This is a genomic window from Rhodococcus globerulus (assembly GCF_019334125.1).
Lineage (GTDB): Bacteria > Actinomycetota > Actinomycetes > Mycobacteriales > Mycobacteriaceae > Rhodococcus_F > Rhodococcus_F globerula.
Genome location: NZ_CP079698.1, coordinates 4,205,567 through 4,220,730 on the forward strand (window position 1 = coordinate 4,205,567; position 15,164 = coordinate 4,220,730).

The 15,164-nt window shown below is 59.9% G+C and carries 7 protein-coding genes; 1 reads left to right on the plus strand and 6 read right to left on the minus strand.

Going from position 1 to position 15,164, the window contains the following annotated elements; all coding sequences use genetic code 11:
- Positions 1 to 11: 11 nt before the first annotated feature.
- The 3 genes from KYT97_RS19165 to KYT97_RS19175 are packed head-to-tail and all read right to left on the minus strand — an operon-like array spanning position 12 to position 1,962.
- Positions 12 to 794 (minus strand): ABC transporter permease, encoded by a 783-nt coding sequence (locus KYT97_RS19165; RefSeq protein WP_045065990.1) that lies wholly within the window; start codon positions 792 to 794, stop codon positions 12 to 14.
- The gene (locus KYT97_RS19170) at positions 791 to 1,729 is read right to left on the minus strand and encodes an ABC transporter ATP-binding protein (RefSeq protein WP_095887516.1); all 939 of its coding nucleotides are present in this window, start codon (positions 1,727 to 1,729) and stop codon (positions 791 to 793) included. Before KYT97_RS19170 ends, KYT97_RS19165 begins: the two co-directional genes overlap by 4 nt.
- A complete protein-coding gene (locus KYT97_RS19175) occupies positions 1,726 to 1,962 on the minus strand; it encodes a hypothetical protein (protein WP_239654660.1) in 237 nt (78 codons plus the stop codon). Before KYT97_RS19175 ends, KYT97_RS19170 begins: the two co-directional genes overlap by 4 nt.
- Before the next feature lie 233 nt (positions 1,963 to 2,195).
- Here KYT97_RS19175 and KYT97_RS19180 point away from each other — a divergent pair, with 233 nt between their 5' ends.
- Entirely contained in the window at positions 2,196 to 4,283 is a 2,088-nt protein-coding gene (locus KYT97_RS19180) for a PhoX family protein (RefSeq protein WP_219110475.1), read from the plus strand.
- A gap of 80 nt (positions 4,284 to 4,363) precedes the next feature.
- Here KYT97_RS19180 and KYT97_RS19185 read toward each other — a convergent pair whose 3' ends face one another.
- From KYT97_RS19185 to ggh, 3 genes are all read right to left on the minus strand, one after another.
- Entirely contained in the window at positions 4,364 to 11,992 is a 7,629-nt protein-coding gene (locus KYT97_RS19185) for an isopeptide-forming domain-containing fimbrial protein (RefSeq protein ID WP_219110476.1), read from the minus strand.
- Positions 11,993 to 12,959: 967 nt separating this feature from the next.
- Complete coding sequence (locus tag KYT97_RS19190) at positions 12,960 to 13,706, minus strand: glycoside hydrolase family 25 protein (protein ID WP_033235251.1); 747 nt, start codon at positions 13,704 to 13,706, stop codon at positions 12,960 to 12,962.
- Between the two features lie 62 nt (positions 13,707 to 13,768).
- Complete coding sequence (gene ggh / locus KYT97_RS19195; protein WP_045065999.1) at positions 13,769 to 15,106, minus strand: glucosylglycerate hydrolase; 1,338 nt, start codon at positions 15,104 to 15,106, stop codon at positions 13,769 to 13,771.
- Positions 15,107 to 15,164: the final 58 nt, after the last annotated feature.

Consider the following 15,164-nt stretch of genomic DNA (forward strand, 5'->3'; position numbering starts at 1 on the left):
TTCTCAGAGTTCTAGGAGCGAGGTTCCCAGCGGAAGTACACGTTGGCGATCAGTACCGACCCGACGATCCACGCGACCAGAACCAATAGCGGTTGACCGGCCGATACGAAAGTGTCTGCAAAACTCGCTGCGACGGCGCCGTCGTCAGCCAGTTCGGACGACGTACGCCCTACCCATCCCAGATTCACGAGATCGAGAATCGCAGCCATCGGAGTGAAGTCGAGAACGCGAGCGATGTTGTCCGGCACGACATTTCTGATGCTCGACATCCCCGCAGTTGCAAGAATGAGGATCGGCATGCACGTGATCTGCGCGGCTTCGGCATTGCGAGTTACCGCCGAGGTGATGAGTGCCAACGCGGTGAACACGGCAGCGCCACCGATGAACGCCACCAGCACCAGTACGGGATTGACCGGCACCCGCCCACCCAGAACCACCACGGCAATCCCTACAACCACCGTCAGCAGGCCCGTCAGCACCCATGACGGCACTGCAGGGCCGGCCAGAATCTCGGCGTCACTGCACTCCCCGGTGCGCAGACGCTTGAGCACCAGTTCGTCGCGCCGCGTCGAATACACCGACAGCAGGTTGTAGAACACGACGAACACGAGCAGGAAGAGAGCAAAGATCTCGAGGCCCGACGCTACCGCTGTGTCGGACAGACCATCCTCACGCGAGATGATCAGAATTCCGATCGGGAAGATCAGAGGTAGGACTATAGCGTTGAAGAGCAACAGACGGTTTCGGCCCAGAAGGGTGAACTCCGCACGAGAGAGAGTTGCTATGCGGTTCATACCGGCACCCCTTCGAGTTTGACGTGATGGTCGAATTGATCTGCTATGGACAGAAATACGGTCTCGAGGGATGCTGCCCGCGCATCCAGCCCGGACAAAGCCACGTTGTTGTGCTGAGCCCAGATCAGAAGGTCGGTGAGCGTTTCCTGCACGGTGGCAGTAGTGATGACTACCTCGTCACCTTCGACGCGCATCTCGGCACCAGGCAGGTTCGGAAGCAGGAGATCCGGCCTGCGCACCTTGATCTGCGCCGGATGATCCGCCACCACCTCGGCAACCGTTCCACTGCGCACTACGGTTCCGCGGTGCATGATCGCCAACTGATCACACAACGACTCGGCCTCGTCCAGATAATGCGTCGTCAACATGATGGTGACGCCAGAGGACTTCAACTCCGCGATCAATTGCCAAGTATTACGCCGACTTTCGGGGTCGAGACCCGTCGTCGGCTCATCCAGGAACAGCACCAGCGGTTGACCGATAATGGCACAAGCCAAGTCAAGTCGACGCGCTTCGCCGCCCGAGAGGAACTTCACGCGGGTGTCACTGCGATCGCGCATGTCGACTCGCTCGAGCACCTCGTCGACCGGCAGGGGATTCGAGCAGGTTCCGGCCCACATCGACAGACTCTCGCGAGCTGTGAGATCTTGAGGGAGGCCGCCCTTTTGGAGCATGATGCCCAAGCTCGGACGGAGTTCTCGGCGCTCCCGAACCGGATCCATACCCAGCACGCGCACCGATCCGTCCGTTGCCCGCGAAAGTCCTTGGATTACTTCGAGACTGGATGTCTTTCCGGCGCCGTTAGTTCCGAGCAGTCCGAACAGCTGACCCTCCGCGACAGTCAGTTCGAGATCGCGGACCGCGTAGAACGCGTCTTTTCCGGAACCGTAGCGCCGGGACATGGCCTCAACCTCGATAACCGGATCGCCCTTCATCGCGCAGCCTCCGATCGGTTCCAGCCGCGCAGCCCGATGGCGAATCGGATACCCGCATAGACAGCAAGAGCAGCAACAAGAATCCAGAACACGGGATTGGAGCCGATGATCGCGAACACCACTCCGATGAGCGCGATATTCACAACGATCACAACAAGTTCACGGCCCATCGTGGGCGCTGGTCCGATGTCCATCAGGTCCGTCAGGAGGCTTCCTTCATGTGGTTCTCTCATGCCACCAAGCCTCGCGGAAAGTCTGAGCCAAAAACAGTGCAGAGCATCATCACCTACGGTGACACTGTCACGGATCGGCGATGACAAATGTCATGAGGCGTCCCCGCGGGGACGCCTCATGAATTACAGGTAAGGGTCGCCTCGTTGTTTTGCCGTTCATTATTACGTTCCTTTACCCTCGCTTACGGCTTCTACGGTTCCCGAGACCATTCAACGAATCTCGGGAGTTCACGGTGGCTATCAAGCCTTTGGCACTGTTTGTCAAACACGACGGTGTGTCCTCACGCGCGTCGATCACCTGCCAGTACAAGTGTGGAAACGCCTGCTCGCACGAGGTGCCCAACACCTCGGAAGGTGCGTACTTCCGCGATATCGCCCGCGCTGCCCTGAGCCGACGCGGCATGTTGCGCGGCAGTGGCATGGCTGTGCTGGCAGTCGGGGCGGGTAGCGCACTCGCCGGCTGCTCGGACGGAACAGCCGAAGCCGCGCCCGGAACCGGCTCGGCAGGCAGCAGCGACGGTGGCACCGGGAGCACGCCGGCCGGCACCAACTTCACCGCCGTCGCCCCCAACAAAGCCGATGCGGTTACCGTCCCGGACGGGTACGAACAGGGCGTCGTCATCCGCTGGGGTGACGCCGTTCTCGCCGGAGCACCGGCCTTCGACTTCGAGAACCAGACCGCGGCAGCACAGGCGCTGCAGTTCGGATTCAACAACGACTTCGCCGGCCTCCTGCCCGTCGAGGGGCAGCCGAACACCTATCTGCTCGTAGTCAATCACGAGTACTCCACCGAACCGGCAATGTTCCGCGGCTACGACGCCGAGAACCCCACCGAAGAGCAGGTCAAGATCGGCCTCGCAAGCCACGGACTCTCCGTCGTACAGGTCAAGGGCGACTCCGGGTCCGGCAAGCTGGTTCCCGAAATCGGCGCCAACAACCGTCGCATCACCGGGACAACCGAATTCCTTGTCACTGGACCTGCCGCAGGCAGCGATTTCCTCAAGACAAGCGCCGATCCGACCGGCACCAAGGTTCTGGGCACGCTCAACAACTGCGCCGGCGGCGTAACCCCCTGGGGCACCGTTCTTTCCGGCGAAGAAAACTTCAATCAGTACTTCGCCAATGCGGAGGCCGTCACCGATCCCATTGTCGCGCCACGTTTGAAGCGATACGGCCTGGCCGGTGGTGCGTCTGAACGTAAGTGGGAACGCTTCGACAAGCGCTTCGATCTGGTGGCAGAACCCAACGAGGTAAACCGCTTCGGATACGTCGTCGAGGTCGACCCGTGGGATCCGTCTTCGACTCCCGTCAAGCACACCGCGCTCGGCCGCTTCAAGCACGAAGCCGCCACCATCTACATCACCTCCGACGGCACAGTCGTGGCTTACAGCGGTGACGACGAGCGCTTCGACTACATGTACAAGTTCGTCTCGAGCCGAAAGATGCAGGACGGTAAGAGCCAAGCGGCCATGCGCCACAACATGACCCTGCTCGACGCCGGAACACTGTACGTCGCAAAGCTCAGCGGAAACTCTGCCGGCGAGATCGACGGAACCGGCAAGCTGCCGTCGGACGGTAAGTTCGACGGAACCGGCGAGTGGGTAGCCATCCTGCGGACCGGCGAAGACGGTAAGGGCGAATCGTTGGTCGACGGCATGAGCGCCGAAGAGGTAGCCGTTTTCACCCGCCAGGCCGGTGACAAGGTCGGGGCAACGAAGATGGATCGCCCCGAAGACTTCGAGGCAAACCCGAAGAGCGGCAAGGTATACGTCGCGCTGACCAACAATACCAAGCGCGGAGTCGACGGCGGCGCAGCGGCCGATGAGGCAAACCCCCGGAACAACAACAAGAACGGTCAGGTCCTCGAAATCGCCGACGATCACGCCGGCACCACCTTCGGCTGGAATCTTCTTCTCGTCTGCGGAGATCCGGCTACAGCTGATACCTACTTCGGTGGATTCGACAAGAGCAAGGTCAGCCCGATCTCGTGCCCGGACAACCTTGCTTTCGACCCACACGGCAACCTGTGGATCTCGACGGACGGTAATGCACTGAAGTCCAACGACGGACTGTTCAGCGTCGTCCTCGAAGGCGAAAATCGGGGTGAGACAAAGCAGTTCCTCACTGTTCCCGTCGGCGCCGAAACCTGCGGTCCCATCGTGGACGAGAAGCGCGTCATCGTCTGCGTCCAGCACCCCGGTGAAACCGACGATGCCAGCATCGAAAGCCCCGCTTCCCATTGGCCCGACGGCGGCGCCTCCCAGCCTCGCCCGTCGGTAGTCGCCGCCTGGAAGAAGGATGGCTCTCGGATCGGCTCGTAACACTCCACGAAAACGACTGTGGGGCAGATCGCATACTCTGCGATCTGCCCCACATCGTTTACCTCAGATTCTCACGAGAATCAGTTGTCACCATCCTCGCGACGCTTACGCGTCAGGAGAACAACACCCGTTCCCAGCGCCAGCAGCAGAACCAATCCGCCCGCTGCAAGCAACGTGGTGTTCACGCCACTCTCACCAGCGCCACCACCCGAGTTGATCGTTCCACCCTTAGGAGCAGGCGTCGTCGTCTTCGGCTGACCCGGGGTTGCTGTCGGCGGCTTCGGCTGTCCCGGAACCGTGGTCGTAACCGGCTGACCCGGAACCGTCGGCGGGATGACGATCGGAGGAACAACGACGATCGGGGGAATGATGATCGTTGGCGTAACCGGCACCGTCGTGGTCGGCGGCGTCGTGGTCGGCGGGTCCGTCGTTACCGGTGTCGTCGGCGGCGTAGTTGTCGTCACGCCACACGGATCCACAATCTCTTCCGCGACAATTTCTTCTGTCGTGGTTTCGTCCGTGGTGGTCTCCTCCGTGGTGGTGGATTCCTCCGTCCCGGTCACATCAGCATCACCGGCAGTGGTCGCGCTAGCCGTCGTCGTCGCAGCCGTGGTGGTCGGAACCACCGTGGTCGTCGTCGGAGGAACACAAGGCTCCGTCGTGACCGGCGGCGTCGTGGTGGTCGTCGGCGGCACCGTAGTGGTGGTCTCCGGCGGGTCTATCGGGTGTTCGGTGCAGAGAGCGTCGCCCGGGACACAGTCCACCGGCGGGTTCTCGCCACCAACCACCAGGTAGTTGTTCAGAACACCCGGAGTGAATCCGGGACCCGACAACGTTCCGATCTCAGGATTGACCTTGACGGTGTACGTCACCGTCGCGCTCTCACCCTTGGCCAGCTTTCCGGTGACCGTGAAGACGTTGTCAACGACACCCGAAACAACCAGCGTGGAAGTGGTAGCCGGATCCTTCGTCATTACTGCATCGTCGAGAACATCGGTCAGATCGTCGTAGAAGCTGATCTCACCATCCGCGGTGCCCACATTCTTGAACGTGAGTGTGTACGTGATCTCCTGGCCGCCAACCACACGGTTTGTGGTGGACGGATCAGAGGACTTCAGTACCTCAATTGCGGGAGTGCCCTCCACAGGATGCTCGGTCGTCACCGGCGGAGGAGTGATCTCCGGACCGGTCGGCGGCTTCGCAGTACCCGTGACCTTGTTGTTGATCAGAACGCCGCCGGCAACACCGTCGTTGATCTTCACCTGGTAGGTCAGAACAACCGACTTACCCGCTTCGAGTGCACCAGTCCACGAGAGCGTGGTGCCCTCGAGGGTCGGAGCAGTCGCGTCGACACCGTCGACAGTCGCCTTGAGCGAACCATCCACCAACACCGCGTTGTCGAGAACCTTCGACAGATCATCGGTCAACACCACCGGATCAAGGGTCGTGTTACCCGTGTTCGCACCCGTCACCGAGTACGTGATCGTCTGACCAGCAGCAACATTCGTACCCGACACCGGATCCGCAGTCTTCGCGACCGTGAACCCCGGAACCTTCACCGGATGCGTCGTGCACAGCTGCGTCGCCGGATCACACACCTCCGGAGGATCAACCGGAGGAGTCGTACCCGGAACAACGAAGTTGTTCAAGAACACCCCACCGACGACATCGGCATTGACCTTCACCGAATACGTCACCGTCTTGCTCTCGCCGGCCGCCAGGGTTCCCGTCACCGAGAAACCATCCGCACCGACCATCGTCGCAGCCAACGGAGCATCAGCAGTCAAACCACTGAGAACACCCTTGTCCACAACCTGACGCAGATCGTCGAAGTACGCGACCTCACCCGCACCGTTACCGGTGTTCGTGAACGTGAGCGTGTACTTGATGTCCTGACCGGCAACAACATTCGAACCCGAAGCCGGATCAGAGGACTTCACCACAGCGATCTTCGGAGACACCACCGGATGCGTCGTGCACAGCTGCGTCGCCGGATCACACACCTCCGGAGGATCAACCGGAGGAGTCGTACCCGGAACAACGAAGTTGTTCAAGAACACCCCACCGACGACATCGGCATTGACCTTCACCGAATACGTCACCGTCTTGCTCTCGCCGGCCGCCAGGGTTCCCGTCACCGAGAAACCATCCGCACCGACCATCGTCGCAGCCAACGGAGCATCAGCAGTCAAACCACTGAGAACACCCTTGTCCACAACCTGACGCAGATCGTCGAAGTACGCGACCTCACCCGCACCGTTACCGGTGTTCGTGAACGTGAGCGTGTACTTGATGTCCTGACCGGCAACAACATTCGAACCCGAAGCCGGATCAGAGGACTTCACCACAGCGATCTTCGGAGACACCACCGGATGCGTCGTGCACAGCTGCGTCGCCGGATCACACACCTCCGGAGGATCAACCGGAGGAGTCGTACCCGGAACAACGAAGTTGTTCAAGAACACCCCACCGACGACATCGGCATTGACCTTCACCGAATACGTCACCGTCTTGCTCTCGCCGGCCGCCAGGGTTCCCGTCACCGAGAAACCATCCGTGCCGACCATCGCAGCAGTCAACGGAGCATCAGCAGTCAAGCTGCCCGCAACCAGATCAGCATCGTCGAGCAGACCACGCAGATCGTCGAAGTGCGCGACCTCACCCGCACCGTTACCGGTGTTCGTGAACGTGAGCGTGTACTTGATGTCCTGACCGGCAACAACATTCGAACCCGAAGCCGGATCAGAGGACTTCACCACAGCGATCTTCGGAGACAGGACAGGATGCTCGGTCGTCACCGGCGGAGGAGTGATCTCCGGACCGGTCGGCGGCTTCGCAGTACCGGTGACCTTGTTGTTGATCAGAACGCCACCGGCAACACCGTCGTTGATCTTCACCTGGTAGGTCAGAACAACCGACTTACCCGCCTCGAGTGCACCAGTCCAACTCAACGTCGTACCCGACAGGGTCGGAGCAGTCGCGTCGACACCGTCGACCGTCGCCTTGAGCGAACCGTCCACCAACACCGCGTTGTCGAGAACCTTCGACAGATCATCGGTCAACACCACCGGATCAAGGGTCGTGTTACCCGTGTTCGCACCCGTCACCGAGTACGTGATCGTCTGACCAGCAGCAACATTCGTACCCGACACCGGATCCGCAGTCTTCGCGACCGTGAACCCCGGAACCTTCACCGGATGCGTCGTGCACAGCTGCGTCGCCGGATCACACACCTCCGGAGGATCAACCGGAGGAGTCGTACCCGGAACAACGAAGTTGTTCAAGAACACCCCACCGACGACATCGGCATTGACCTTCACCGAATACGTCACCGTCTTGCTCTCGCCGGCCGCCAGGGTTCCCGTCACCGAGAAACCATCCGCACCGACCATCGTCGCAGCCAACGGAGCATCAGCAGTCAAACCACTGAGAACACCCTTGTCCACAACCTGACGCAGATCGTCGAAGTACGCGACCTCACCCGCACCGTTACCGGTGTTCGTGAACGTGAGCGTGTACTTGATGTCCTGACCGGCAACAACATTCGAACCCGAAGCCGGATCAGAGGACTTCACCACAGCGATCTTCGGAGACACCACCGGATGCGTCGTGCACAGCTGCGTCGCCGGATCACACACCTCCGGAGGATCAACCGGAGGAGTCGTACCCGGAACAACGAAGTTGTTCAAGAACACCCCACCGACGACATCGGCATTGACCTTCACCGAATACGTCACCGTCTTGCTCTCGCCGGCCGCCAGGGTTCCCGTCACCGAGAAACCATCCGCACCGACCATCGTCGCAGCCAACGGAGCATCAGCAGTCAAACCACTGAGAACACCCTTGTCCACAACCTGACGCAGATCGTCGAAGTACGCGACCTCACCCGCACCGTTACCGGTGTTCGTGAACGTGAGCGTGTACTTGATGTCCTGACCGGCAACAACATTCGAACCCGAAGCCGGATCAGAGGACTTCACCACAGCGATCTTCGGAGACACCACCGGATGCGTCGTGCACAGCTGCGTCGCCGGATCACACACCTCCGGAGGATCAACCGGAGGAGTCGTACCCGGAACAACGAAGTTGTTCAAGAACACCCCACCGACGACATCGGCATTGACCTTCACCGAATACGTCACCGTCTTGCTCTCGCCGGCCGCCAGGGTTCCCGTCACCGAGAAACCATCCGCACCGACCATCGTCGCAGCCAACGGAGCATCAGCAGTCAAACCACTGAGAACACCCTTGTCCACAACCTGACGCAGATCGTCGAAGTACGCGACCTCACCCGCACCGTTACCGGTGTTCGTGAACGTGAGCGTGTACTTGATGTCCTGACCGGCAACAACATTCGAACCCGAAGCCGGATCAGAGGACTTCACCACAGCGATCTTCGGAGACACCACCGGATGCGTCGTGCACAGCTGCGTCGCCGGATCACACACCTCCGGAGGATCAACCGGAGGAGTCGTACCCGGAACAACGAAGTTGTTCAAGAACACCCCACCGACGACATCGGCATTGACCTTCACCGAATACGTCACCGTCTTGCTCTCGCCGGCCGCCAGGGTTCCCGTCACCGAGAAACCATCCGCACCGACCATCGTCGCAGCCAACGGAGCATCAGCAGTCAAACCACTGAGAACACCCTTGTCCACAACCTGACGCAGATCGTCGAAGTACGCGACCTCACCCGCACCGTTACCGGTGTTCGTGAACGTGAGCGTGTACTTGATGTCCTGACCGGCAACAACATTCGAACCCGAAGCCGGATCAGAGGACTTCACCACAGCGATCTTCGGAGACAGGACAGGATGCTCGGTCGTCACCGGCGGAGGAGTGATCTCCGGACCGGTCGGCGGCTTCGCAGTACCGGTGACCTTGTTGTTGATCAGAACGCCGCCGGCAACACCGTCGTTGATCTTCACCTGGTAGGTCAGAACAACCGACTTACCCGCTTCGAGTGCACCGGTCCACGAGAGCATGGTCCCCGACAGAGTCGGAACAGCGGCAGGAGCACCATCGACCGTCGCCTTCAGCGAACCGGCCACGAGCGTCGCGTTGTCGAGAACCTTCGACAGATCATCGGTCAACACCACCGGATTGAGCGTCGTCTTACCGGTGTTCGCACCCGTCACCGTGTACGTGATCGTCTGACCAGCATTGACGCCGGTACCCGGCGCCGGATCCGCTGTCTTCGCGACCGTGAATCCCGGAACCGAGTGATTCGTCTCCACCGAAGGAGGAGTGATCTCCGGACCGGTCGGCGGCTTCGCAGTACCCGTGACCTTGTTGTTCAAGACTGTGCCCGCGGCAACGCCGTCGTTGACCTTCACCTCATAGGTCAGAACAACGGACTTACCGGCTTCGAGAAGTCCGGTCCAGGAAAGCGTGGTGCCCGACAGCGTCGGGGCGGCGACAGGAGCACCGTCGACGGTCGCCTTCAGCGAACCGGGAACGACAGCAGCATTGTTGAGAACCGCACCCAGATCATCGTTGATCTTTACCGGATCAAGGTTCGTCTTGCCGGTGTTGGTTCCGGTGACGGTGTACTTGATCGACTCGCCGGCCTGAACCGTCGAACCGGAAATCGGATCAGCAGTCTTCTCCAGTTTGAAGCCGGGAACCGAGTGATTCGTCTCCACCGTAGGAGGAGTGATGTCCGGACCGGTCGGCGGCTTCGCAGTACCCGTGACCTTGTTGTTCAGAACCGTGCCCGCGGCAACGCCGGCATTGACCTTCACCTGGTAGGTCAGAACAACAGACTTACCAGCCTGGAGATTGGCGGACCACGACAAAATGCTGCCCGACAGGGTCGGAGCAGCGACAGCAGCACCGTCGACGGTCGCCTTCAGCGAGCCCGGAACGATAGCAGCATTGTTGAGAACCGCACTCAGATCGTCTTTGATCGTCGCGGGAGTTAGGGCCGTCTTGCCGGTGTTAGCACCGGTGACCGTGTACGTAATTGTATCGCCGGCCTGAACCGTCGAACCTGTCGCGGGCACAGCGGTCTTCGCGACTGTGAACCCGGGCATGGGATGCGTCGTGCAGAGATTGGTTGCAGGATCACATGTTGTGGGAGGAGTTGTTGTCCCCGGAACGAGGTAGTTGTTCAGGACTTTGTTACCACCGTCTTTGACCGTGACGGTGTAGGTGACTGTCCCTTTGCCGCCGGCTGGCAACGTGCCGCCGACTTTGATTTTGTCGGTGCCATCCAATGCAGCGGTGAGTCCGCCTGTAGCAGCACCGACCGCAACCGTTCCGTCATCGATGACGTCAGCGAGGTAGTCGGTGTAGTCAATCGTCGCCGGGGCAGTACCCGGGTTCTCGAAATTGAGTGTGTAGGTGATTGTTTGGCCGATATTAACCGTCTCACCGGTAGGTGGTGACGACGACTTCTTCACGAGAACCGGCGTGTTCTTGACCTTGCAGTAAACATTGTCACCCGGTGTGAGTGCTGCCTGCGCAACGTCACCGACCCTGAGTGTCTGGGTCACACCATTTACCTGGCAATCCCATGATGTCGCGTAGTTCGCGGTCTTGGTCGCCGAGGTAGTGGGCTTCTCCCAGAACGTAACAGGAGTAGGCGTCGTATCTGCGAGGAGCGTACGCCAGCCAGTCGATGCCGTCGTATCTGTAGCGCCGGTCGTGGTGCTCTTGATCTCGGTCGCTGCAGCAGCACCCGCGTTTGCGTGGTGCCCGGTGCTCATGCCGATAGTGAAATCGTCACCGGGGGTGACGCGCGTGAGGTCCTTGTCGATCTTGACCTTCGAGAGCAGGACACCGAAAGCCAGACCCTGACGAGAGGTGGCCAGAACGGTATTACCGAACGTCGCCGCGAAGTTGGTCGGAGCGGTCGATGCAACAACCAAAGTGCCCGGCGAATACTCCTGGTTGTTGACCAGGTTCCAAGAATCACATCGGACGGTGGTGGCGGGCATAGCCGTCAGCCCACCGTCACAAGCGCGAATTCCAGGGTAGCCAGGTTCGTCAACACCGACTGTGCGCGCGATTTGTCGCAGCGGCTTGTCCGAATTGAAGGCGAGGAACTCTTTGTCGGTTGACGTGTTTGCGTCAGTCGACTCCGCATCGGCTGCTACGAGACCGTAGTTGTACACCGTGCCATTGGGCCCGGTCATCACGATGTTCTTGAGCGACACCGTCCCGCCGGATTGTCCATTCACGGAGGACTTCTGGTAGATCGCGGGCTTGATCGTCGACGGCACACCCGTGTAGGCGGACGTTCCCAGCGCTGAGTAACTCAACGTGGGGAGTGCCTTCGCTTCGACCCCCTGATGCGTCTTTCCTGCTACCGAGTCGGTGAGGAAAGCCTTGAAGTTGATCTTGTAGCCCTCGGTGAGCTGGATTTCCATCGACTGCCCGGCCGCGGATGTAGCCGCGGCTTCGTTGAGCGCCGACATGTCGATCCAACAGATGTTCTGCGAGAAAGGGCCAGTGTTAGGGGCGCTGAAGGCACAGCCCTTTGCGGGCTGTTCATCCGGCAGCACAGCGGCGCGAGCCGGCGTCTGAGCCTGAACGGGACCGCCGAGCGTCGCGGCCGGCTGCGCTGATGCAGCTACTGCCGTCGCGCCGGAGATACCGAGAATCAACGCGATGGTGGTCCACACCACCGTCCACGCTCGCACCCAGGGCGGTAGCCCTGCGGTGAACATTGCCGACCTTGTCGGCGGTAAGTCGTTAGGCATTTCTAGCTCCCCAGGATGTGCCTGATCGATATTCGGTGGACGGAGATGCGAGAGCGATGGCGCGAACTCCCGTTTGATCGGTTGGTTCGGGTCGGTGCGCCGGATTTCGGCTGATCGACCTCGCACCGGACGCTGCTGCCGGTCCTGCCATTCGAGCTCCTCTTCGGGTAACACCTGCGTGTTGGAAGAGCCGTCCTGTGCAGGACTTTGGCCCTCGAAATCCATGCAAATCAAGAGCAATCTTCCAGTTATCTCGATCAAGATAACAGATAACCGGGAGCTTGCCCACCGAAAGATGGACAAAGCAGACTGATAGTCGCTTTCCTTCGTTGATCGAACAAGGTCCGCTGGGCAGCTTTGGTCAACCGGACAATCTGACAAAATTGGCCGTCGCTGGGTCACACACGACTCGAAACGGCGTTTTGGCTGGATACGCCGGGTCGCTGGAATAATGGGGTGTCCTGGCAGATCTAGACAAATGACCAGTGCGCATAACCGCTGTTGGATGCACCACAGCGTATGAACTTCGACCCAGAACACTTACAACCGACGATGGTTCCGTCGGCAGCCCGAACGCGCCGAAATCGAATGAACGATCGCGATCAATTCATTCAGGGCCGTAGGTAACGAAGTGAGGGGAAGCCCCGATAGACGGATGGCAGGGGGCTCAAAACGCCACTGGTACGTGCCTGTAACCACCCGGTAAGACCAAACTTCAAGTCCGTTTTGTGAAAATTTCCACGGGGGATTTCAGCCAATTTCCCACCATAGCTATCATCTGAGCCCACGTAGCTAGCAAAGTGTTCCCCGATTTTGGCTACCGCTCCGCTGAATTTCTCGTAACCACAGAGCTACATGCGGACCAATCGGTCACGCATCACGGGACACAGCAAACAACTTTCCAGGTCCTGAATAGGGCCAGAGGGCCCGAAAAGGAAACTGCAAGAGCGCAAGCAGTCGCACACGCCTAGCTGCTGCCGAGCCCCACGCTGTTGGAGTAACGGCCGAAGTCACCCTGGGCTCCGCTGTAGACATTGATATCGGTGTTACCGACAATCCCCGGTATGCGTCCTGTGCTCGTGTACTGCCAGAAGGTCCAATTCGACCACCCACCAGGCAAGGGTCCCGGAGCGCTCTGACCGTTGTAGTCAGCAATCCAGAGCGGGTAGTGGTTGAACTCGGTTGTGTTCGCCATCTGCGTGTACCAGAAGTTGGGATACGTGTAGATGATCGGCTGCCGTCCCGTCAACGCCTGGACGGTGTTCAGGTACCGGTGAGTCCAGTCGATCACCTGTGATGCCGGCAGGCCTTTTGCGTCTTCGAGATCGAGGACGGGAGGCAAATCTCCAGGACCGTTGATACCGAGGACCATTGCCGCATAGAACGCAGCTTGCGCTTCCGGCGACGCTCGCACGTCTGCGTAGTGGTAGGCGCCGCGCGCAACGCCCGCAACGCGCATGCGAAGGCAATCCTGGACGAAATACGGATTCACGTAGTTCAGCGACTCTGTCGCTTTGACCATCGCGAACTCATGCCCCGACGCCCGCACCTGGAACCAGTCGATACCGGTTCCATCCACATGCTGCCAAGACGAAACGTCCGGCCCGCGGGGAGCATCCGCCGCAGCGAGACCCGGGGCCGTCAATGCAACGGCCGCAGCCATCGCGATCGGGGTTAGTCTGCCTAAGGTCCTGACGGTGCGTCGCTCGGCCATTCCCCGAGCGTAGGGACTGCTGCCTGATTTGTCTGTTGTTTCACGAACTATTCAGACGCTGGTCATCCCAACCAATCGAGAACCGCTGCCGCCGTCCAGGATTGCTGCATGCTGCCCAACGGTTCACCCGTAAAGGGTTCGTAATACTCGGCAAAACTGCCGTCACTGGCCTGCCTGAGTCCCTCCGCCCGGAGAACATACGATCGTTCAGCCCATCCACGACGCGCAAACGCCCATGAGAACAGCCAGGTGATCACCGGCCAGACAGGTCCACGCCAATACTCACGCGGACGGAAATCGCCGGACACCGGGGAAGTGGACGGCGGGACGGCAAATCTCATGTCCGGATGCCCGCAGAACTTCGGCCCCTCGAACGTTCGTAACAGCGAACGTTCAGCATCGCGACTAAGTCCACCACACAACAATGGCGCAAACATCGCGATGGTCTCGGTATTCACCCAGCGTCCCGTACGGAGATCAAAATCCTTTGCCGCGCCGCTTCTTTCGTCCGTCGTGGCTATGACACCTCGACGGAATCGGTCTGCCCAACCGCGCAGATCTCGCACATCGGAGTTCGGCCGCGAATGTTCCTCGCCAATGGTCGCCAGGACATCGCAGGCCATGGAGAAGACGGCTGAGACAAATACGTCCTCGACTGCAAAACTCATTGCGGTAGACAGCTGTTGGTCGTCGTAGCGCACCGATTTCATTTCTTCGAGCAGCCACAGATAGCGATCGTATTCGTGATCCTTGGGACGTTGCGTCAGGTCCGTTACAACAGCAAGGTCGGCTCGCTGGTACGCAGGAACCTGTCCCGCAACAACATTCCCGTACGCCGCATCCCAACGTGGAGAGTTGTCCATCCCCGATTCCCAGCCGTGATAGAGCGCTATCCGACCATTACCGTCAAGATCTCGTGCCTCGGCAAGCCAACGATGCCACCGAACCAGATCATTCCACCGCCGATCCAAGAACTCCTCGGCAACCGCTCGCGTCGTACGGCCGTGACGACGTGAATGATCGAGGATTCGTTGCACGGCAATCGCATGTACCGGCGGTTGGGTAATCCCGGATGTCGCCGTGCCTATCGGCGCATGCGCAGCCAACGCATTGACGTCCCACCGCGTCGGACCGGGAAAATAGCCGTCGACGCCGTTTGCAAAAACGATGTGCGGGATCATTCCGTTCTTCCACTGCGCGTCGAGCAAGGTATCGAGTTCTACAACGGCTCGTTCCACACTCAACGGAGCCAATCCGACAGCAACAAACGCCGCGTCCCAACTCCACATATGTGGATAAAGCTTGGGAGCAGCGCTAGTCATCGTGCCCAGATCATTACCGCGCAGCAGATAGGCGGCTCGGGCAGCGAGCTGTGTCGGGGTGAATCCACGGTCGGCCATAGAAGTCTATTTTGCGTCGAGTACGGCTTCTGCGCTCATCGGAGTGGCGCGGTGAGTC

Bases quoted from the DNA above. Each gene is read 5' to 3' on its own strand.
- KYT97_RS19170 (WP_095887516.1), bottom strand. From the start codon at position 1,729: ATGAAGGGCGATCCGGTTATCGAGGTTGAGGCCATGTCCCGGCGCTAC.
- KYT97_RS19175 (WP_239654660.1), bottom strand. From the start codon at position 1,962: ATGAGAGAACCACATGAAGGAAGCCTCCTGACGGACCTGATGGACATC.
- KYT97_RS19190 (WP_033235251.1), bottom strand. From the start codon at position 13,706: ATGGCCGAGCGACGCACCGTCAGGACCTTAGGCAGACTAACCCCGATC.
- ggh (WP_045065999.1), bottom strand. From the start codon at position 15,106: ATGGCCGACCGTGGATTCACCCCGACACAGCTCGCTGCCCGAGCCGCC.
- KYT97_RS19165 (WP_045065990.1), bottom strand. From the start codon at position 794: ATGAACCGCATAGCAACTCTCTCTCGTGCGGAGTTCACCCTTCTGGGC.
- KYT97_RS19185 (WP_219110476.1), bottom strand. From the start codon at position 11,992: ATGCCTAACGACTTACCGCCGACAAGGTCGGCAATGTTCACCGCAGGG.